Origin of the sequence: Lawsonibacter faecis, assembly GCF_014287675.1 — a bacterium.
Taxonomy (GTDB): domain Bacteria; phylum Bacillota; class Clostridia; order Oscillospirales; family Oscillospiraceae; genus Pseudoflavonifractor; species Pseudoflavonifractor faecis.
In genome coordinates this window covers 1-21,523 of record NZ_JACOPQ010000001.1, presented here as the reverse complement: position 1 = coordinate 21,523, position 21,523 = coordinate 1, and the positions used below count along the sequence as shown (strand labels likewise).

The window sequence follows — 21,523 nt, the reverse complement described above, 5'->3', positions numbered from 1 at the left end:
TCGGTATCATATTTGCCGCCCCTGTCAGGAGGCGTTACGATGTACTATGCAGCTTTCCTGTTGAGGTTGCCCACGCCGATGGCGGCCACCACCACCAGACCGATGACGACGGCCACCTGGCCGTTGAAGGTGGGTCCGGTGCCGGAGGACGCCAGACCGAAGTTGTGGCAGAAGGCCGCGCCCACTACCATGCCCAGTACGGCGACAGTGGAGTCGCTGTTGCCGCTGCCGGAGAGGATGAGCTGCCGCAGGGGGCAGCCGCCCAGCATGACGGAGGCGAGGCCCACCAGAGTCATGCCCAGGAAATTCCACAGGCCGTCGGTATGGGCCACGCTCTGGCCGGCGAAGCTGAGGGTGAAGGCGGCGGGGTTCACGCCGGAGAATTTGAGAATCAGGTTGCCGGCGAGGACAGCCACAAAGATGGCGATGAAGCCGGTGAGCAGATGAAAGTCCTTGAACAAAAGCGCATCCCGGATGCCGCCCACCATACACAGGCGGGTCTTCTGGGCCAGGGCGCCCACAATGAGGCCGGCGGCCAGGGCGGCGACGATGGGGGCGTGCTGGGAGCCGGGTCCCTCGCTGGAAAAGAAGAGGAAGGCGGGGGCCGCCAGCACCAGCACCAGCAGGGCGACGGTGATAGCGGGCATGGCGTAGCCCTCCACCTTGCTCTGAGGCTGGGACTTCTTGAGGGAGAAGCCCTTTTTCAGGAACAGGGTGCCCGCGAAGATGCCCAGGGCGAAGCCGACCAGACCAACCAGAGCGTTCAGGTCGCCGCCGCCCAGACGCAGGACCATCCGCAGCGGGCAGCCCAGGAACATGAGGGCGCCCACCATGACGCAGAAGCCCAGCACGAAGCGGATAACCGGGGACGATCCGCCCCGGACCTGAAACTCCCTGCCGGCCAGGGCCATCACCATGGCGCCCAGAACCAGGCCGATGATCTCGGGACGGATGTACTGAACCACGCCGGCCCGGTGCAGGCCCACGCCGCCGGCGATGTCCCGCAGGAAGCAGGCGATGCAGAAGCCCATGTTGGCAGGGTTGCCCAGGACCACCAGGACGACTGCGATGACGCCCACCGCCAGACCGGCGCCGATCATCCAGAGCCTCTCTTTGCTTTTCAAATGATCTCCTCCTTAATATACCTTTGTGCAGCACACACGGATGCTGTATTGATTGTAGCCCATAGGCTGGAAAAACTGAAATTTTGTTTTTCAATGATTACGATAAAAGATATAGAAAAAAACAATAAGTGGTGTATAATGAGGAAAAGCGGACTGGATGGGAAGCGGGAATCCCGGGGGAAGGGCCCCACGGTCGGCCGTGCTGGCAGTGCATCACGGCCTGAGAGCCGCCGCAGCACGGCGGCCGGCCTCAAAACGCACCTGTGGCCGGGGAGCCAAGAGGGATGCAGCACAGGGCTTGACGCCCCTTCCGGGACAGCGAGCCGACAGGGGCGGAGGGGCGGCCCTGCAAACATCTCTTTGCTCGCGGGAGCATTGTCTGCGGAGAGGTTGAGCCATATGCAGTTAAAACAGTTGGAGGTTTTCGTCCAGGTGGCGAAGCTGAAGAGCTTTTCCCGGGCGGCGGAGGCCCTCTATCTTACCCAGCCCACCGTGAGCGCCCACTTGGCGGCGCTGGAGGACGACCTGGGGGTGAAGGTGGTGATGCGCTCCACCCGGAGCGTGGCGCTGACCCCCGCGGGGCAGGTCCTCTATAACTACGCGGCCCAGATTCTGGGGCTGTGCGAGCGGGCCGAACGGGAGGTGCGCAGCGCCGCCAGCGAGGTCCGGGGCGCGCTGCCCATCGCTGCCTCCACCGTGCCGTCCCAGTACCTGCTGCCCCGGGTGCTCGCACGTTTTCGGGTCCGGTGGCCCAGGGTGTTCTTCCAGATCTACCAGGGGGACAGCGCCCTGGTGGTCCAGCGGCTCATGGAGGGGAGCGCCGAGCTTGGCATCGTGGGCGCGCCGGTGGACAAGCCGGGGTGCGAATGCGTCCCTTTCCTCACGGAGCGGCTGGTCATCGCCACGGCCAACACGCCGGAATATCAGGCCCTGGGGGGCGTGATGCCCTACGAGGTGCTCGGGGCCGGGCCGTTTTTAGTGCGGGAGCCGGGATCGGGCACCCGGCGGCAGGGGGACGAGTTCCTGCGGGGCATCGGCCTCGACCCCAGGCGGCTGGAGCTCTCCGCCCAATTGGAGAGCACCGAGAGCATCCTGCAGGCGGTGAAGAACGGCCTGGGCATCGCCATTGTCTCCGGGCTGGCGGCGGAGGAGTACGCCGCCGCCGGCAGCATACTGGCTTTTGACTACGATAGTCCCCTGCTGGAGCGGGAGTTCTACCTCGTTTACCACAAGAACCGGATGCTCACGCCCGCCGCGAGAACCTTCCTGCGGGAGCTGCCCTGCTACTACGGCGGGGGCGGGCCGGAGGACTGCGGGGAGGCGGAGCTGCTGGAGAATTGAGGCGGGGAGTGGATCGCGGCGTCAACCTGTGCGGCGGCTTTCAACGCTGCGGTGGTGAGAAAGCTCCGCCCTGCAGATACATGCACCCTTCCGCATCAGACTGAAAAAACCCCTCCGCAGAGCAAGCCTTACGAGAGCTCCGTCATTTGCAGACGACGGAATCAAATGAATATCCATAATACAAATACAGTTGTCTGTCAAAGAAGCCCCGAGGGACTTCTTTGACAGACAGACGCTGAAGACCCTGCCTCTCACGAGGCAGGGTCTTCAGCATGTCATAAATACAGCTGACCTGGGCGCGTACCGGGCCGCCTTTGGTATGCTGGTTGCCGCACTGCCGGAACTCCTTCCGTTTTTCCCGCGAATTGGGGACTTCCGCTTTGCTCCCACCCAGCGCCGGTGCCAGACGGCCTTCCAGAGGCGCGCCTCACCCAGGCTTCCATAGAAGCCCTGCAGTTAAGCTTGGTTTAAATAAAGGAACACCTCGGGATTCAGCCGTTTGTCCTGTGAAGATAGTCCTGCTTCGCAATCCCCGCAGCTCTCGCTCTCCGCTCCTACGCCTATCTGCGCAGATCCATTTCCACCGTCTGTCAATGCTTGGACAGCGTGCATACCGGCAGATCCTCCAACGGCATTTTCCGCTTCCGGCGGAACGTGCGTTCCCTCAAACGTCTTGCTGCCCACCTGGTTCCTACTGTACCTAACGCTTTATTTAGCATTTGCAGCCGTCCCTTATATCCTCCTGCTTTCACACCTGCCGCTCTTATTTTACCATATCATAAAAAAATTACCTTTTTAAATAATCCCCTGATATTTATGATGGCGAACCGAGACGCGGTTGTGATTGACGGAGGGAGGATGGAAGGACGCAGAACCGCTGCAAAATAATATTATGTAAATTAAAATGAAAAAGTGCAAGATGGGGTTAGTTCCGGTTGAGGGCTGTGGACAATTGTGTGGAAAAGTGGAAAACATATGAGACACCAAGGGGTTAATGGGTGTGGAAAAAGCGGTGGAAAATGTGCATAACTCTTTGTAGACAGTGTTACAAAAGATATTTATGTTAATTGGAAGGTAAAAGCTGGATTTATATTTGCCCATTATAAATGTCGAAATATACATATTCATTGCTGGTTTGAAAACCTGGGGCAGAAACGTTTGTTTCAACAGATTTTTGGAGACGGGTGACGGGACCGAATATGATGCAGGTTCTCTCGCAAAAATATTTTTATTATACAAATGGTAATCGAGCGCTGCGCATAAGCTGCTGAAGAATTTATGGCTGTGGGGAAAGAGAGATTGACGAAACCCACGAAATGTGCTATTATATTTTATCGTCAAGGCGGATTTGAAGAAGGCAGACGGTTCGCTCGTTGGTATATGCTGCCGTGGCTCAGGGGTAGAGCAGCGCACTCGCAATGCGCAGGTCCCAGATTGCAGGTAGGGTAGGCCAAGCAGCGATAGTAAAAATGGAACCGAAGCGTCCCCGGTGACAATCTAAAACAGAAAGCGGCGTCCCCGCTCTCTCATATATGCTACTGTAGCTCAGTTGGTAGAGCAGCTGATTCGTAATTCTCAGCCCAGCTCTCCGAATGGGCGCAAAAGTGAATATGCTACCGTGGCTCAGGGGTAGAGCAGCTGATTCGTAATCAGCAGGTCGTCGGTTCAAATCCGACCGGTAGCTCCAAAAAGGCTGGAAAATCAATGATTTTCCAGCCTTTTTGTTATGGATTTTAAAGTTGACCCATTTTCCGGGACCTTGCCGGAGCCGGTCCGCCCCGTGGCGGTATCATCGCTTCTTCGCCCCGGACCCAAGCCCTGACCCATACGGGGAAAGCACCGAAAAGCACCGGGCAGCTCTTTTGATCAGGGCCGTCCGGCGCTTTGCTTCTTCGGGCTACATCACCTGGCTCATCAGGCTGCCCATCTTCTCCGCGGCCTCCTCCTGCATCCGCTCCGTGGCGTGGGCGTAGGTGGAGAGGGTGAAGCCCGCGTCGTAGTGCCCCAGCATGCTGGAGACCGTCTTTACGTCCACGCCGCTCTGGAGGGCCAGGGTGGCGAAGGTGTGCCGGAGGTCGTGGAGCCGGATGGGCTCCAGCCCGGCGTCCTTCAAAATTTTCTTGTGGAGCTTCACCACCGAGTCCGGGTAGTACATCCCGCCCGTCTTGGGCGAGGGGAACAGGTAGGGGTTGTCCGGGTGCCTGCCGTGCTCCTGGATGAGCAGCTCGACCGTCTGCTTCGGGACGGAGACCCGGCGCACGGAGGTGGCGGTCTTGGGCCGGGTGACCTTGATCTCCCCGCCGCTCACCGTGGCCTGCTTGGAGACCGAGACGGTACAGCGCTCCGTGTCCACGTCGCTCCAGAGCAGCGCTACCAGCTCCCCCTTGCGCACCCCGGAGGTGAGAGCCAGGTAGAACATGGGCAGGGCGTCCCGGGCCTGGGCGGCTTTCAGGTAGGCGCCGATGTGCTCCGGCCTGAGAATGTGCATCTCCTTTTTCTCCAGCTTGGGGATGCGGCAGTCCTCGGTGGGGTTGCGCAGGATCAGCCGCTCCTTCACCGCCCGGTCCAGGCAGTTGTGGAGCAGCATGTGCACGCCGCGCACCGAGGCGCTGCTGAGGCCCGGCTGCTTCGACTTCTGGGCGGCCCTGATCCTGCCGTGGTCCTGCAGGTCGTTGTACAGCTTCTGAATGTCCCTGGCGGTCAGCTTGCCCAGGGGGATGTCTCCGATGGCCGGTCCGATGTGCAGGTCGATGAAGCGCTTGTAATACTGCGCCGTGCTCTCCCGGACGTAGGGCTTGGAGTACAGCTCGTACCAGGTGTTCAGCCACTCCTCCACCGTGTAGGCCCCGGAGCGCGTCACGTCCAGGTCCCGGCACGCCTCAATGGCCTGCCTCAGCTTTTCCTTGACCTCCGCCTGGGTCTTGCCCAGGACGTTTTTGTAAATGGGCCTCCCGCTCTCCGGCTCATGCCCCGCGGTGTAGCGGCCCTCCCAGCGCCCGTCCGAGCGCTTGCGGATGCTGCCCTCGCCATTTGCCCGTTTCTTTGGCATTTGATCGCCTCCTTTGCAGCAACACACCATACCACTTGGGGGCGGCGATAGCCACCCCAACAGCGGAGAGTTATCAAAAAGTTATCATTTGCCCCCGGTGCACTGCGTCTCGATCCAGGCGATGAATTTGTCCTTTGGAACGATGATGCGGGAGCCTATGGACAGAGAAGGAAAGCCCTTGCTCCGGGCCAGCTCATATGCTCCCGCCCGGCTGATGCCCAGAACAGCGGCCACCTCCGGCACGGAGAGCGTCAGGGGCAGCTCGTCGTAGCTCTTGTACTTGACTTCTTTCATACATCCTCCTGTTTGCGTGTGATCCCCGAGGTGCACCCCGGGGGTGCATCTCAGGAATCCTGATTTCATGCGGGTTTGAGGGCGATTATCTTGACATCAGGCCACCCATGACCCCCGAAGTGAGCCAAACCGACCACCTATGATCCCCGCGCCCCAATCCCCGCAAGCCCTTGTCCCGCCCCGCGTTGCGGGGCGGTGTGGTCCGCGAGGGGGGCGCTTGCGACCCCCTCGCTTTATCCTGCACCATTTTCGACCGGGGGTGTCACCTCGCTGCAGACTGCGTATCCCTCGCTTCCGTGCAAGCACGAAAGCTCGCTCACTCCGTCGCTCCTCCTCTCCAAACCACGACCATTGCATTGGTTCGTGGTTTAGTTTGTCAGTATTGTCCGCTTCGTTCAAAACGGCCTCCGGCCATTTCTCACACCGCTCTCTTGCTCCTCCTCTCCCAACCGCAACCGCTGCGCTGGGTTGCGGGTTGGGATGCGCGGGAGTCCCGCCACAAAGGCCCTGTGTTGCGCTCTTGGCCGGTGGAGGGGTACGGGGCCGCCCAGCCCCAGAAAGGGGCACACGGGGCCGCATGGGCGGCTGCGCGGGGCGCTGTGCCTCCACGGTGCTGTTTGTCTTTTCTCTGTATTAAGTATTCCTTCCTTATTTGTTTTGTTTTATCCTATCGCTCTGTGACAGGGGGTGGGGTGTCAGCCTCCAGAGAGAGCAGCTCGTAGGAGTTGTTGCGCTGGCGGCCGTCCCCGAAGTTGTGCGTTACCCGGACCAGCCCCGCGTTCTCCAACTCCCGGATGGCCCGTCCCACGGAGCTGTCTGAGATCCCACAGGCTTTGGAGATGGTCCGCCGGCTGGGGTAGCAGCCCTTCTGCTTGTTGCGGCAGCACAGCAGGTAGCAGTAGACCGCGAATGGGATGGGCGGCAGATGATAATCAAACGTCTTTTTTGACAGCATGACAAATGGTTCCTTCATGTGCACCTCCTGTTTTAAATGACAGAGAAAAGGCCCCTCACTTACTTACCCGTTGGAACCGGGGGTTGCACAAAAAATAATTTCATATTCCAGCTCCTTTCTGCTTCTTGCACATAATGGATGGGTCTGGTTTAGCCAGATTGACGAAAATGGATGCCTGAACCCCCCCCCTTACTTATTTACCCGTTGAAACAGAGGGTTGAGCGAAAAAACTTCTGCTTTCTCGGTTTTTCTCTGTTCTGTACATTTGCTCAGCTTATTTTAGTCAATTGGGCAGCAAAGGGGCGGGGGAACAGCTTATACTGTTTCCCCCGCCTTAACATAGGTGCTATCACTTGAGCACAAGCAAACGATAATCCCCAGTTGACAAAACGAACCCGCCGATTATAAAATATGGCTATCATGCCCATTCTGCCAAGCGGAGCCAGGGAAAACCGCAGACGATGCGGTTTTTCTTTCCTCGGAAGTTAGCATATACTAACTAATGTGAATGAGATAGACCAGAGAAACAAATACAGAATGTATCGGGAAATTTATGAGGAAAAGAGGGCTGGGCTATGGATGCCACGAAGGAAGAAAAAGTACTCTATGGCAGTCAAGTCGAAATTATGAATCGTGGGGATAACTGCACCATATATCGCCTGTCGGATCAGGAGGGCGAAGTTGTCATGACCAGCTATGCCGTTTTTCCCGGCATCCGGCTCATCTACAATGACGTCCATGCCCGGCGCTGTGCCACGGATGTATCCCGGCCCATGGGCAATGTCATTGAGATCGAACACTGCCGGGAGGGGCGGGGAGAATGCCAAATGGGCGATCAGTTCTTTTACCTCGCCCCCGGCGACATCTCCGTTCACGGCAAGGACGACGTGGGGCTGGAAATGCTATTTCCACAGAACCACTATCACGGTATCACAGTCATGCTGGATGTAGAGCAAGCGCCACGGTGCCTCTCCTGCATTTTGGACGGAGTGGATGTGCGCCCCGAGGCGCTGGCGGAAAAGTTTTGCACTTCCAGGAATTTGTTTGTGCTGCGAAAATCTCCCTCCCTGGAGCATATTTTTTCCGAACTCTATACCGTGCCGGAGCGCATCCGAGTGGGATATTTCAAGGTAAAGGTGATGGAGCTTCTGCTGTTTCTGAGCGGGCTTTCTACGCAGGACGCCCAAAAACCACAGGGCTATTCAGCCTCTCAGGTGCAGCTGGCCAAGCGAGTGGCCGAGTATCTCCTCCGGCACATGAATCGGCACATCACCATCACCTGTCTGTCTGAGCATTTCGGCGTGTCGGAGACGCAGCTCAAGGCCAGCTTTCGCGGTGTGTACGGCGTTTCCGTCTACACCTATATCCGCGAGCAAAAGATGCTCTCAGCGGCGCGGATGCTCCGCCAGACGAAGCTGCGGGTGATAGAAATTGCCGGACATCACGGCTATGACAATGGCAGTAAGTTTGCCAAAGCCTTCCGGGATGTACTGGGCGTCTCCCCGCGTGAGTATCGAATGGGAAGTGCGAATTCTCCTGACTGAATGATGCGTCACCCGGTTGTCCCACCGGGTTCTACCTCCGAAATCGCTGCCTGTTTGGAGCCTTCGCCGCCCAAACGGAGTGGAGGGGGGCCGCGTTTTGTCGTAGAATAGGAAAGAAATTTCACGCCGGACGGCGTTTCTTTTTGATTGATAGTTAGCGGAAGCTAACGAAAAGAACGTGCGAGGCAGAAACACGGAGGTAACACATGAAACACGAAAAATTAAAAGGCAAAGACCTGATCAATGTCGGTATCTTCACCGCGATCTACTTTGTAGTGGTGTTTGCGGTGGCCATGCTGGGGTATATCCCCATACTGATGGTGCTGATGTGCATACTGGTTCCGATTTTGGGCGGCATACCGTTCATGCTGTTTTTAACCAAGGTAAAAAGGTTCGGCATGATTTGGATCATGAGTATTCTCATGGGTCTTTTGATGCTGCTCACCGGTATGGGATACTACGCGCTGCTTGTGGGGCTGATTACCGGCGGACTGGCGGAGCTGTGCTATAAAAGCGGCGGCTATCGCAGCGGTGCCAAGGCGATTTTGACCAGCGGAATCTTTAGCATTTGGGTCTGGGGCAATTACATTCCCTTTTTCATAAACATCGAAAAATACTTCTCCACCCGGCAGGAGTTTGGTCAGGCGTATATTGACGCCATGACCGCGCTGATGCCCATGTGGATGTGTCCCATCCTGCTGGCAAGCGCCTTTGCAGGCGGGTTGATCGGCGGCGTGGCTGGCAAGGCGCTGCTGAAAAAGCATTTTGTAAAGGCGGGCATTGCCTGATGCAGGGGCGGATTTTACAAGCCGACGTGGAGCGCCGTGGTCTGGTGCTGGACCCCCGCACAAAGCTGCTGCTGCTGATCACCATGGCGACCTTCGTTTTGGGCGGCGCCGGGAGCCGGCAGATGAGCTTTTTGCCCTATGCGCTCAGCCTGCTGCCCGTGATTCTTCTGCTGTCGGCCCGCGCCTACAAAGCGGCGCTCATTGCCGCCGCCGTATATATACTGGCTGAATCGGCCTTTCGTCTGGCGGGGCCGTTGCTCAGCGGCCCTGTCTATTTCATCCTGCTGGGAACCCGCGGCATTCTGACCCGTTCTCTGCCCAGCTTGATGATGGGGGCCTACGTGGTATCCACCACGACGGTCAGCGAGTTTACCGCCGCCATGCTGCGGCTGCATCTCAGTGAGATCATCATTATCCCTCTGTCCGTGATGTTTCGCTTTTTTCCAACCGTGGCGGATGAGTTTTCGTCCATCAACGCCGCCATGAAGATGCGGGGAATCGCCCTTGGGGGCAGACACGCGGGGAAAATAGTGGAATATCGAATGGTTCCGCTGATGACCTGCTCGGTGAAGATCGGCGAGGAGCTGTCCGCCGCCGCCCTGACCCGGGGGCTGGGCGGCAACGTGCGGCGCACAAACGTATGTGAGATCGGCTTCCATGTTCAGGACACGATTTTTGCGGCGCTCTGCCTGCTCCCCTATGGGGCGCTGGCACTGAGTGCCGCGGGCCTCTGGTGAGGTGACGGAATGGTTGAACTGAAAGAGGTCAGTTTTCGGTACGAAAATGGCGAGAACGGGACGCTGTCGAACCTGTCCCTTAGCATTCCGCGAGGACAGTGCCTGTTGCTGTGTGGGGAGTCCGGCTGCGGAAAGACTACCCTTACCCGACTGCTCAACGGCCTGATTCCACACTACTACGAGGGAACCTTGACCGGGCAGGTGTTGGTGGACGGCGTGGAGGTCTCCCAGACGGAGCTTTTTGAAACGGCCCGCCATGTGGGCAGTGTCTTTCAAAATCCGCGCAGCCAGTTTTTTTGTGTGGATACCACCAGTGAGTTGGCTTTTGGCTGCGAAAACCTGGGGCTTCCGGAAGCGGTCGTTCGCACCCGTATCGCTCAGGCGGCAAAGGAATTTCGCATGGAGGCTCTGTTGGGCCGCAGTATTTTCAATCTCTCCGGCGGAGAAAAACAAAAGGTGGCCTGCGCCGGGATTTCAGCTATGGAGCCTGAACTATTTGTTCTGGACGAGCCCACCTCTAATCTGGACGTAGAGGCGATCGAGGATTTGAGGCAGACGCTGCGCCGGTGGAAAGCCAAAGGAAAAACCATCGTGATTGCGGAGCACAGGCTCTCTTGGCTCCGGGGCATCTGCGACCGGGCAGTTTATTTCCGGGAGGGCCAGGTGGAATTGGACATTTCCATGGAAACCCTGCTTCACTTCCCTCCCGAGCGGCTGGCCCGGCTCGGATTGCGCGGTCTGACGCCGACACAGGTGGCGCTTCCGGCCTGCCAGCCTGTTTGCGATACCATAGAGCTGAGGGATTTTTTCTTATCCTATGGCAGTCAGATGGCGCTGGATATCCCGGCCCTCTCTCTGCCGGCGGGGGCGGCGATTGCCGTGATCGGTCATAACGGCGCGGGGAAGTCCACATTTTCCCGCTGTATGTGCGGATTGGAGCGGCGTTTTAAGGGCACGGTCAGAATAAACGGCACAGAGATCAAACGACGGCAGCTTTTGAAAATATGCTACATGGTCATGCAGGACGTGAACCATCAGCTCTTCTGCGAAACTGTGGAGGAGGAGGTGCGGCTTGGCATAGAGGCGGAAGCCCCGGGGGCGGCGTCCTCCGTACTGGAAGAGCTGGATCTTTCCGGGCTTGCGGCGCGTCATCCCATGTCCCTCTCCGGAGGGCAGAAGCAGCGAACGGCCATCGCCTCGGCCCTGCTGGCGGGAAAAAAGATTTTGTTCTTTGACGAGCCGACCAGCGGCCTCGATTTCCGCCACATGGAACAGGTTGCGCAGCGCCTCGTCTCCCTCCGGGGGAGGGAAACCACGCTGATCATCACCCACGACCCGGAGCTGATTGCCCGCTGCTGCACCCACATACTCCATCTGGAGCATGGGAAGGTCCTGGATCTCTATCCGCTGACGGAAGAAAACATCGGCAAGTTTCGCGCCTTTTTTTATTCGGAGGCAAACAAAAATTCGTTACAGGAGGAACCGGCCCATTGAAAAAGCAATCAGATCTGTCCAAACTATTGGACTATGCGGGATCGTTCAAGGTCCTGACCATCGCATCCTGGGTCTTGTCGGCCGTCAGCGCCCTGCTGGCCTTAGCGCCCTTCGTGTGTATCTGGCGCATTATTCAAGAGGTGCTTGCGGTGCAGCCCCAGTTTGAAAAGGCGGTGGACCTGGCCCACAACGGCTGGCTGGCCGTGGGGCTGGCCGTCGGGTCCATGCTGGTCTACATCGCCGCGCTGATGTGTTCCCACATTGCGGCCTTCCGGGTACAGGCCAATATCCGCTCCACCGCCATGCACCATATCGTCACCCTGCCCATGGGCTTTATGGATTCTATCGGCAGCGGCAAGCTGCGCAAGATCGTAGACGAATCCAGCGCCGCAACGGAAACCTATCTGGCCCACCAGCTGCCGGATATGTGCGGCGCTTACGTGACCCCGCTGGGTCTGCTGGCGCTGCTGCTGGTCTTTGACTGGCGGTTGGGGCTCCTGTCGCTCATTCCTGTGGTCATCGCCTTCGCCATCATGGCCTCCCTCACCGGAAAACGGATGCAGGACAAAATGAAGGAGTACCAGAACGCCCTGGAGCAAATGTCCAACGAGGCGGTGGAGTATGTGCGGGGCATTCCAGTGGTCAAGACCTTCGGTCAGTCGGTCTTTTCCTTTAAGCGCTTCAAGGCCGCCATCGACAATTATGAGACCTGGGTCATCGCCTATACCAAGGACATGCGCCTGCCGATGGTGTTTTACACCGCCGCCATCAACGCCGTGTTCGCCGTGCTGATCGCGGCGGGGCTGGTCTTGTCGGCTGGGGGCGTGACGGATGAGCTGCTGCTGAATCTGCTGTTTTATATTATTATCACCCCGATCATCAGCGTCACCCTGACCAAGATCATGTTCTCCAGCGAAAATAAAATGATCGTAGCCGACGCAATGGAGCGCATCGACGGCGTGCTGGCGCTGAAGCCTCTGCCCGAACCGGCCGCCCCCCGGCATCCCAAAGACAATTCCATCGTGCTGAACGGCGTCAGCTTCCGTTACCCCGGCGGAGCGGAAAATGCGCTGGACGGCGTGAGCCTCTCCATCCGGCCCGGCGAGCACATCGCCCTTGTGGGACCATCCGGCGGAGGCAAAACCACGCTGGCCTCCGTCGTTGCCCGCTTTTGGGATGCGATGGAGGGGACAGTGTCCATCGGCGGCGTGGATGTGCGGGAAATCGCCAAGGCGGAGCGTATGGAGACCGTTTCCTTTGTCTTTCAGGATGCCAAGCTGCTCAAAACCAGCATTTTTGAAAACGTCCGCATGGCAAAGCCCACCGCCACCCGGGACGAGGTGGAGCAGGCCCTCCGCTTTGCCCAGTGCGGCGACATTCTGGAAGGACTGCCCCAGGGCATGGATACGGTGATTGGTACGGACGGCGTCTACCTCTCCGGAGGGGAGCAGCAGCGCATCGCCATCGCGCGGGTCATGCTGAAAAATGCCCCTATCCTGATTTTGGACGAGGCCACCGCCTTTGCCGATCCAGACAACGAAACCCGTGTGCAGGCGGCCTTCACCGCCCTGTCCAAAGGGAAAACCGTCATTATGATCGCCCACCGCCTGTCCACCGTCACCGACGCAGACCGCATTTTTGTGGTAAAGGACGGTAAGATCGATGCCAGCGGAAAACACCAAGAGCTGGTGGAGCAGGGCGGCCTTTACGCCCGCCTGTGGGACGAATACAGCCGCAGCGCTGCGTGGAAGGTAGGTGCGGGGAATGCTTAATTATTTACGTCACCGGTTTGCTCTGTCAGAAAAGGGGGCCAAGGATCTGGTCAAGGCCTTTGGAGCCTGCACCGTGTACGACATTTCGCTCATGCTGCCGGTATCGCTGCTGTATCTGTTTGTCTCCGACCTGCTCTCCGGCGGCGTGTCGGCGGGACGGGGCGGGCTGTACCTTGCGGGGTGCCTTGCGTGCCTAGTGGTCATCGGCGTGACCACCTATTGGCAGTACAACGCCACCTACCTCTCCACCTATGTGGAGAGCGGCGTGCGGCGGGTGACTCTGGCGGAACGGCTGCGCAAGCTTCCCCTGTCCTTTTTCGGCAAGAAGGACCTCTCCGACCTGACCAGCACCATTATGGCCGACTGCGCCAAGCTGGAAACGGCCACCTCCCACTGGATTGCCGAGCTGGCGGGGGCCATCGTGTCCACCACGCTCATTGCCGTCAGCCTGTTTTTCTTTGACTGGCGCATGGCGCTGGCGGCGCTGTGGGTGCTGCCCGTGGCATTCCTGATTACCGCCTGCTCCTCCGGGGTGCAGCTTGCCCTGAGCCGAAAGCAGATGGCGGCGATGATGGCCTGCGCCGACGGCATTCAGGAGTGCCTGGAATCTGTCCGGGACCTGAAGGCCAACAACGCCGAGGACGCCTATCTGGCCGGTCTGGATGTCAAGATCAAGGCCGTGGAGAAACGGGCCATCATCTCTGAGCTGGGCACGGCGGTGTTTGTGGTTTCCGCGCAGATGATCCTCAAGCTGGGCATCGCCACGGTGGCGCTGGTTGGCGGATTGCTGCTGGCGAATGGCACGCTGAGCGTGCTGACCTTTTTTATGTTTTTGCTGCTGGTCTCCCGGCTGTACGACCCCATGCAGCTGGCCCTGCAAAACCTGGCCGCCATTCTCTCCACCAATATCCAGTGCCAGCGCATGGACGAGATCCTCTCCCATCCGGTGCAGACCGGGGCGGAGCGCCTGACTAATCAAGGCTGTGATATTGTGTTTGACCACGTGGGCTTTGCCTACAACGGAAATGAGCAGGTCCTCCGGGATGTGTCCTTTACCGCAAAGCAGGGGGAGGTGACGGCTCTCATCGGCCCCTCAGGCGGAGGAAAGACCACCGTATCCCGGCTGGCCGCCCGGTTTTGGGACATTACCTGTGGAACGATTACCGTGGGCGGCATGGACGTCTCCCGGACTGACCCGGAAGTTCTGATGGGCCTATACTCCATTGTGTTTCAGGATGTGACGCTCTTTAACAATTCCGTGCTGGAAAATATCCGCATTGGCAAAAAGGACGCCAGCGACGCGGAGGTGGTTGCAGCGGCAAAGCTGGCGCACTGCGACGAGTTTGTGGAGAAGCTGCCCCAAGGCTATGAGACCTTTATCGGTGAAAACGGCTCACAGCTCTCCGGCGGCGAGCGGCAGCGCATCTCTATCGCCCGGGCCTTTTTGAAGGATGCCCCCATCATCCTGCTGGACGAGGCCACCGCGTCCCTGGACGCAGAGAATGAGACGCTCATTCAGGAAGCACTCTCACGCCTGATTGCCGATAAGACGGTTCTTATCATCGCGCACCGGATGCGCACCGTCTCCGGCGCGGATAAGATCGTGGTGCTGGATGGCGGCCAAATCGCCCAGAGCGGCGCACCAGCCGAGCTTGCCCAGCAGGACGGTCTCTATCGCCACATGATGGATCTTCAGCAGCAAAGTGGAGCATGGAGGATGTAGCAATTAAAACGGAACGGAACCAGCAGTCAATATGTCTGCTGGTTCCGTTCATACTTTGGATGAGAGGGTAGCGTTCTTATTTCATTTCTGCAAACAGGGAGCCGGCAAACTCATAGAGTTTGCCGACTCCCTGTGACCTGAACGGGATCGAACTGTCGACTTCTCTATTGTCAACCTTAGTTTTATCTTTATCAAATCCTGACCCAAACGCTGACCCAAAACAGGAAATTCGGCGGCGGAGGCAGTGGAGACAGCGGTCCCAAACAGCACGACCAAGCCGACCAAACAGTCCCAAACGGACCGGTCAGCAGGCTATTTTCAATTCTCCCAATATTCGTAATCAGCAGGCCAGCGGTTCAAGTCCGCTCAGTAGCTCCAAAAAGGCTGTGAAATCATTGATTTCACAGCCTTTTTTGTATTATAGATGCCCGGCGGTACCATGACTTGCTTTTGTTCGTCTCGGCGTATATACTGTTATCATTCTAATGGATGGAGGCGCGGCATGGACTACATAGCGGCGGTTCGGGCGGCGGAGAAACGCCGCCGCCCGAACCGCGAGGCCGAACAAAAGTCCCTGCGGGAGAGCGTCAGGGAGGTGGCCGCGAAGCTGGAGCGGCAGAAGGACTAGGCGTTGAACGTGGGCCGCTTTATGGAGGTGGTTCACAAGTACATGACCTTTGAGGAACTCACGCCCGCCATGCTCCGGGAGTTTGCAGACGGGATAGTCGTTCGCGCGCCGGGCGATACGGGAACAGGAAATCGAGCTTGTTTATAACTTTGCCGGTACTATCGCGCTTACGGAACTAGCCGGTATTTCCGCGTAGTGGCCCGCACCAAATCCCCGAAAAAAGCTACTTCCCTACCAAACGTGGGCTTCTTGGGCAGGCTGGGGTGGTTATTCTGGTATCGAAGTGAAGGGGCGTATTCGAACGAGTACCGGCAAAAGGACTCTGAGAGTGAAGAGCTGTGGGGCGCAGACAGCAGGCGGGTAAAATAGGAGGACGGGGACGGGTAAGTACCCGTCCCCGTCGCAAATGAAGCTCCCGTTAAACGCCGCTTGGCGTCGTTTGCGGGCAGTTCTTTAGACTTTTTGGATACATATTAAGCGCCGGCCTATCGAATTCACACCGCAGTTGGGGCCGTATCGTAGGCGTCCTTAATCCAATTGTACACCGCAACTGCAGTTTCGTCCTCTGTGAGCCTCGCCATCCAGCGGTTCTTTTTGGAGGTACCCATGTAGATTCCATTGGTCTTTTCGATGATCGGGACCCCGGCGGTTGCTCCGCCTGCCGAGGTGGGAGCGTCGATATTCTCCCCCACGCCGATCATGACATCCACGTCGTTGTCCGCCTTGATACTGGCACCCATGTCGGCGACATTTCCGGTATAAGCCCTTACCACAATATCGGCAAGCTGTGCTTCCGTCGCGCCCTGGGCCTTGAGATAGGCCTTCATTTCGGAGACAAACGCTTCAATGACATCCTCGTCCAGGCCTGAGGTCTTTGTCTTGGCGTACCAGCCCAGCACCAAATAGTGCTCCACGGCAGAGGTGGAGTAGGTAAAATCAACCGGAGCAACAGGTTCTTGGCTGGCGTCTTCGCCCTTGAGCGTCACCGTTACCTTCCCATCTCTGAGATCATCGCGGGTAATGACGATTTTATCGCCATGGACAAACGGGGTTTCCGCACTGCCGTTAATCTGATAGACGGCATTGGCGACATTGACAGCGTGCAGCGTAAGGGTCAGACTGTCGCCCTGGATAATGGTCTCCTCCGCGGCAGGCGTAAGGTAGAGGTACGGAAGCTCGGCCTTCTCCGGCGCGTCAAGCGCGGCCTGTTTGAGGCGTTGCACCGTTTCCTCAGGCAGCCCGGCGGTGTATCCGACGGCACGCTCCACGGCCTCTTTTCCGAACACTGTGCCAATATGGACCAGCGAGGCCAGATAGGTACCGGCCAGCGTGGGATGCGTCTGGTCGGCGTCATACATGTCGATTTTCGCGCCGGAGTCTGCATACACATCATGGAACGCCGTACCGGCGGGAGAAACCGGGACATTCAGGGTTTCCCCCAGCTTTGCGTAGGCATACTCCAAATCGTGGGTCATAGTCTCGTTGGTCCAGCCGCGTCCATCCTGCGTGAGGTTGGAGCTGCCGCTCTCCCGGCCCCAGGTCTGATAGAGAATGACCTTACACGCATCGTTGTGCAGCATAATCCGATCATAAAGCTTCTGAGCGGCGTCTGCGAAATCGTTATAGTTCGTAATCGGGTAGGTACTCTGCTCCTGCAGGAAGACATAGTCGTACTGGTTGGTACTGAGCTTTTTCTCCACAAGCGGGCCGCCGTTGGGGTCGGCCTCGCTGGGGTTGGCAAACTCGTACAGATGGTGACTTCCGATGGTAACGCTGTCTACCTTCACATTGTAGCCTGCCGAGTAAGCGAGCTTTTGGAAGTGGGACCAGACGCCGTCGTTATAGTAGGTGTAGCTGTTGCCGATAAAGAGCACGCTGAGCTCCTCCTCGCCGGCGGCAAAGTGCTTGGTATAGGCGGCGGTGTCCGTCACCGTGACGCCGCCTGCATTGGTGCCTTCCAGGTAGACGGTGACGGTCTCATTGTCCGCGGCATCCTGACCGATGGTGATAACCGCGCCGTCCTCATATGGAACGGTCTCGCCGGTTTCGCCCATCTTGTAGGAGGCGCTTACCACATTTTCGGCATGCAGCGTCACGTCCAGCGTGTTCCCGTAGAACTCCGCGCCGCTGCCGGGGGTGGCGTAGACGCTGGAAGCCGTCAGCTCATAGCCGTTGACCCAGAGGCCGCCGGCGGTCAATACCTTTGTCTGGCCCCAGGCGATGTCCACGTCATTGCCGCTGCCGACGTCAATCTGCTGGTCGCCGTTGTTCAGGATTACACGCAGGTCGTTCAGATCCTCAAAGCGGTCGGCCGGCACATCAACCTTATAGTAGCCCGCCCATACGCCGCTCTCCTGGAGCACGCCCGGGATGCCGGGCCAGGTAGTGGTGGCGTTGTTGTTGTTATAGACATGGGCATTCACGTTCTGCCATGCTTTCCCGTCGCAGAAGTCCTTCGAGATATAGATGACGGTCTCAATGACGTGGTCTTCCCACACGCCGTAGCTGACACTCTCATCCGCCCTCCAGATTTTACGCTGATCAGGGCCGATTTTCCAGCCGTGCTCGACCTGCTCTCCATGATTGTTGTTGTTGAAGATGACCGTCAAGGTGCTGCCCTGGAGATTCTCCGGAAGAGGATAGACATAGAGCCCGTTCTCCATGTCCGCCTCAGTCAGCTGATATCCGGGCCAGGAACCGTTGTTAAGACTGGAGCCATAGAGATAGACGGCTATCTCATCCCACTCCGGCTTTACCGCGGGGTCCACATAGATTGCGGCTTTTCCCTCATAAATCCGCTTCGTATAGGTGGCGCTGGCCTGGGCAACCTTCTGTCCGTCTGCGTCATAGCCCGCCAGGGCAACGGTGGCGGTGTCGTTATTTTCCATACCGTCGCCAATGGTGATGCTCTCTCCGCTGGTATATGGGACCGGGGCGCCGCCATCGAGCTGATAGGTCGCGCTGGCGCAGTTCAGGGCGTACAGGGTGACGCTCAGGCTGTCTGTAAAGGTTGTGCCGCCGCCGGGACTCGTATAGACCTTGGCCTTGTTTGTCACCGTGTCACCGTCGACCCACGATTCGTCGGCGGTCAGAACCTTCACTTGCCCCGGGCTGATCAGCATCTCGTCTTTCTCAATCTGGCCGCCCGTGTTTCCATGGACAATGACATGAAGATTTGCGATACTCTCAAGTTCATAAGGCACCACGTATTTCCAGTACCCGGCCCAATCGCCCTCGGTCTGGAGCACGGCCTTGGCGCCGGGCCAGCCCTGATTGCTTAAATTGGCGTTGTTTACAGACACCCAGATATAAACATATGCCTGATTCCAGCCCTTTGCCGCGCACAGGGCATCCTCGATATAGACAACGGTATCGGCATTGTAGAGCCTCTTGGTGTAGGTGGCCGAAGCCTGAGCCACCAGTTCGCCGGCCGCATTGTAGCCCGACAGAGTCAGTGTGACGGACTCGTCGGCCTGTACGCCCTCGCCAATGGTGATCACGTCGCCGTTTGCGACCGGCTTTGCTTCGCCGCCGCCGATCTGATAGGCTGCGCGGTCGACGCCTCTGACGGAGACGGAGACGTCCAGCGTATCGGTCAGGAAATCGCCGGAGGGGACGGACAGGGTTATCTCCGGCTCAAACGCCAGGGGGCTGTCCACCTTGGAATCATAGACCACCGCGACCTTGCCGGCCTTGACGACGCCGGAGAGCTTGCCGCCCTGCACCGTGAAAGCCGAGCCGTAGGCCTGATCGGTATAGGCGCCGTCCGCCATGCTCTGAACCGGGACCTTGTCCAGCACAAGATCCTCGTCAAGCAGGTTCACAATGACGGCGCCGGCGGTGCCGCGCTCGATCATGATGACCTTGTCCGACCCGGTGGGGTTGCTCAGGTACTCCTCCCGATCGCCCATCTCATTGCGGAAGAAGTTGACCGCCACGACCTGAGCGTCCATAAAGAAGTGGCTGCCCTCCGGACCGATCGCGTTGTCGCCCCAAGGATTGCTGGCGCTGCTGTTTTTGGGACGGCTGAAGAACAGGGGCGTACCCTCCTTGCGGGCGGACAGGATGGCCCAGGCCTGAATCACCTGCTGCTCGCTGAGCTCGCTGTAGCTTGCGTTGTTGCAGTAGTTGTCGTGGGACTCCACCCAGGTAACAGCGCGCTGCGCGCTGGCGCCCTCGGGAACCAGCATGTCGCCGACGAAGCCGGCGTCAACATGACCGCTGCTGATGGCGTCACGCAGGCGGAAGCCGTAGAAGGACAGCGTGGTGTTCATGTTCTTCTTCTCGCCGTCCGCGGTGGTAAAGGTCTGGCTCTGATAGGCCGACAGGCGGCTGCTGTCCTGATCATTGTAGCCGCCCGTCAATTCCGGGCTGTAGATGTGGTTTGGTTCTCCCTCCTGCAGGACCTCGCCATACTGGAAGCTGGCTCCATTCTGCAGCACCGTGGGCCAAAAATCGCTGCTGAACTGATACTCGGGATATGTGACGGAGATATCGTCCGGCAGCTCGATCAGCTTGGCGGCGTCATAGCGGAAGCCGTCGGCCCCGGCCGCGACGCAGGTCTCCAGCCACTGGCGGAGGTACTGCTGGACGTTCTCGTTTTGGGTATTCCACTCAATCAAGCCGCTTAGAGGGTTCTGCGTCTCCTCAAAGCGGTCCTTTTCCGACCACTTGGTACCGGTATTCTTGTGCGTCCAGGGCTTTTCCGGGTTGCCCCACTCCCCCGGGTCCCCCCAGTCAATCTCGTTTTTAATCTTGTCCGAAATGGCGCCCTCGGAGGCGGTCATGTGATTGAGCACCTGATCGACTATGACCTTCACACCGTACTGATGGGCGACTTCGCACATCTCCCTGAATTCCTCGTCGGTACCAAGCTGGTAGTTGCCTATCTCTTCGTACTCGGTGGGCTGATAGTGGTAATACCACTTGCCTTTCCCGCTAATCTGGAGTCCGCCGTTATCGCCTTCAATGATTGAATTGATGGGGGAGGTCTGCACGGCGGAGAAGCCGGCCGCGGCGATCTGCGGAATCATCTCCTTGATGGTATTGAAGTTCCAGCACCAGGCGTGGAGGATCGCGCCGTCCTCAATATCTTCCGCCAAGCCGTATTCATTCAAATTTACCTCAGGATTGTCGGGATAGACGGGGGTGGGATTGTAGGAAGGTCTGGACGGGCGGGTTGGCTTTGAGGAAGCGGTGAGTCCGGGCAGCGCCGCCAGCCTCGTCAGGAGAGCCGCCGTCTCACAGCGCTGAATGGCTCTGCCCGGGCTGAGCAGCCCGTCGCCGCCAAGTACAACGCCCTCGGCGACGGCCCACCTGACCGCCGTCAGCGCGTAATCCGCAACTTCGCCAGCATCCCGAAATGCAGACAGATCCGCCTGCCGCGTCACATCGCAGCCCTTATGCTGCGCGTAGCGGTAGGCCATCACGATCAGGTCCTGCCGGTGAATGGGCTCGTCCGGCAGGAATTGTCCCCCGCCGACGCCTTGAATGAGACCCGCGCCGCTGGCCCACGATACGGGAGCTGCATACCAGGCGTCGGAGGGGACGTCGGTAAAGGCGGCGGGCCCGGCCGCCTCAGGTTCGTTCTCCATGTGATAGAGGACCGCTGCGAACTGGCCGCGGGTGGTGGGTGTCTCCGGGAGAAAATCTCCGGTGTCAGAGCCCTCCATAAAGCCCCGCTCGGTCACGAACTGCACCGCGTCATAGTACCAGACGCCCTCCGGCACGTCGCCATAGCTGAGTGAGGAAGCGGAATCAGCCGCATACGCGCCGGTCAAAATACTCGACAGGCACAGGATGAGCGCGAGGACGACGGCTGTGCTTTTACGCAAATAACGCCTCATTTTAACGTTCCTTCCTTTCGTGAAAGTGATGGGGATGCCGCGCTCCGGATTTGCCGGGGGGCCCGCCCTTTTACCAAACAGCACAATATGAAATTAACCCTCGTGGGTAAGCTGATACTCGACAGCCCAGTTGTCCACGAAAGCGGACTTGACGCCGTCCCAGTTGGCGTCGCTCTGGTCGGCGGCGTACATGGTGAGGGCGGTGCTCAGGCCCTTCTTCCACTCCTC

The 21,523-nt window shown here is 58.5% G+C and carries 14 protein-coding genes and 2 tRNA genes; 11 read left to right on the top strand and 5 right to left on the bottom strand.

All coding sequences use genetic code 11. From position 1 onward, the window contains the following. Positions 1–44: 44 nt before the first annotated feature. Positions 45–1,100 (bottom strand): YedE family putative selenium transporter, encoded by a 1,056-nt coding sequence (gene yedE / locus H8S62_RS00075; protein WP_155145572.1) that lies wholly within the window; start codon positions 1,098–1,100, stop codon positions 45–47. A gap of 423 nt (positions 1,101–1,523) precedes the next feature. Between yedE and H8S62_RS00070 the strand changes: the two genes are divergently transcribed. The 3 genes from H8S62_RS00070 (at position 1,524) to H8S62_RS00060 (ending at position 4,152) form a co-directional block, all read left to right on the top strand. Next, positions 1,524–2,465, top strand: coding sequence for a selenium metabolism-associated LysR family transcriptional regulator (locus H8S62_RS00070; protein WP_186918112.1), 942 nt, complete (start codon positions 1,524–1,526; stop codon positions 2,463–2,465). A gap of 1,383 nt (positions 2,466–3,848) precedes the next feature. Next, positions 3,849–3,918: transfer RNA gene (locus tag H8S62_RS00065), tRNA-Ala, on the top strand. 159 nt (positions 3,919–4,077) lie between these two features. Continuing rightward, positions 4,078–4,152 (top strand) — tRNA-Thr (locus tag H8S62_RS00060). Positions 4,153–4,362: 210 nt separating this feature from the next. On the opposite strand, the gene H8S62_RS00055 is transcribed toward H8S62_RS00060, so the two are convergent. From H8S62_RS00055 to H8S62_RS00045, 3 genes are all read right to left on the bottom strand, one after another. Beyond that, the gene (locus tag H8S62_RS00055; RefSeq protein ID WP_186918111.1) at positions 4,363–5,514 is read right to left on the bottom strand and encodes a tyrosine-type recombinase/integrase; all 1,152 of its coding nucleotides are present in this window, start codon (positions 5,512–5,514) and stop codon (positions 4,363–4,365) included. Positions 5,515–5,598: 84 nt separating this feature from the next. Next, positions 5,599–5,808, bottom strand: a complete 210-nt coding sequence (locus tag H8S62_RS00050) for a helix-turn-helix domain-containing protein (protein WP_186918110.1) — start codon at positions 5,806–5,808, stop codon at positions 5,599–5,601. Between the two features lie 667 nt (positions 5,809–6,475). Beyond that, on the bottom strand, positions 6,476–6,781 hold the full coding sequence (locus tag H8S62_RS00045) for a helix-turn-helix domain-containing protein (protein ID WP_155145507.1): 306 nt from the start codon (positions 6,779–6,781) through the stop codon (positions 6,476–6,478). Between the two features lie 557 nt (positions 6,782–7,338). Here H8S62_RS00045 and H8S62_RS00040 point away from each other — a divergent pair. From H8S62_RS00040 to H8S62_RS18610, 8 genes are all read left to right on the top strand, one after another. Then, positions 7,339–8,307 carry a helix-turn-helix transcriptional regulator gene (locus H8S62_RS00040; RefSeq protein ID WP_155145509.1) on the top strand — a complete coding sequence of 323 codons (969 nt, stop codon included), beginning with the start codon at positions 7,339–7,341 and terminating at the stop codon, positions 8,305–8,307. A gap of 206 nt (positions 8,308–8,513) precedes the next feature. Further along, the gene (locus H8S62_RS00035; protein WP_186918109.1) at positions 8,514–9,095 is read left to right on the top strand and encodes an MptD family putative ECF transporter S component; all 582 of its coding nucleotides are present in this window, start codon (positions 8,514–8,516) and stop codon (positions 9,093–9,095) included. Then, the gene (locus H8S62_RS00030; protein ID WP_155145513.1) at positions 9,095–9,832 is read left to right on the top strand and encodes an energy-coupling factor transporter transmembrane component T; all 738 of its coding nucleotides are present in this window, start codon (positions 9,095–9,097) and stop codon (positions 9,830–9,832) included. Before H8S62_RS00035 ends, H8S62_RS00030 begins: the two co-directional genes overlap by 1 nt. A 9-nt stretch (positions 9,833–9,841) precedes the next feature. Next, positions 9,842–11,326: an ABC transporter ATP-binding protein gene (locus H8S62_RS00025; RefSeq protein ID WP_186918108.1), complete on the top strand. Its 1,485-nt coding sequence runs from the start codon at positions 9,842–9,844 to the stop codon at positions 11,324–11,326. Next, the gene (locus H8S62_RS00020; protein ID WP_155145517.1) at positions 11,323–13,098 is read left to right on the top strand and encodes an ABC transporter ATP-binding protein; all 1,776 of its coding nucleotides are present in this window, start codon (positions 11,323–11,325) and stop codon (positions 13,096–13,098) included. The genes H8S62_RS00025 and H8S62_RS00020 overlap by 4 nt, the downstream gene beginning before the upstream one ends. Continuing rightward, the gene (locus H8S62_RS00015) at positions 13,091–14,821 is read left to right on the top strand and encodes an ABC transporter ATP-binding protein (protein WP_186918107.1); all 1,731 of its coding nucleotides are present in this window, start codon (positions 13,091–13,093) and stop codon (positions 14,819–14,821) included. The genes H8S62_RS00020 and H8S62_RS00015 overlap by 8 nt, the downstream gene beginning before the upstream one ends. A 502-nt stretch (positions 14,822–15,323) precedes the next feature. Continuing rightward, on the top strand, positions 15,324–15,449 hold the full coding sequence (locus tag H8S62_RS18255) for a hypothetical protein (RefSeq protein ID WP_279287728.1): 126 nt from the start codon (positions 15,324–15,326) through the stop codon (positions 15,447–15,449). Positions 15,450–15,458: 9 nt separating this feature from the next. Continuing rightward, on the top strand, positions 15,459–15,596 hold the full coding sequence (locus H8S62_RS18610) for a DUF4368 domain-containing protein (protein WP_423788652.1): 138 nt from the start codon (positions 15,459–15,461) through the stop codon (positions 15,594–15,596). 347 nt (positions 15,597–15,943) lie between these two features. Here the strand turns inward: H8S62_RS18610 and H8S62_RS00005 are convergent, their stop codons facing one another. Further along, complete coding sequence (locus tag H8S62_RS00005) at positions 15,944–21,283, bottom strand: S-layer homology domain-containing protein (protein ID WP_186918105.1); 5,340 nt, start codon at positions 21,281–21,283, stop codon at positions 15,944–15,946. Positions 21,284–21,523 lie beyond the last annotated feature (240 nt).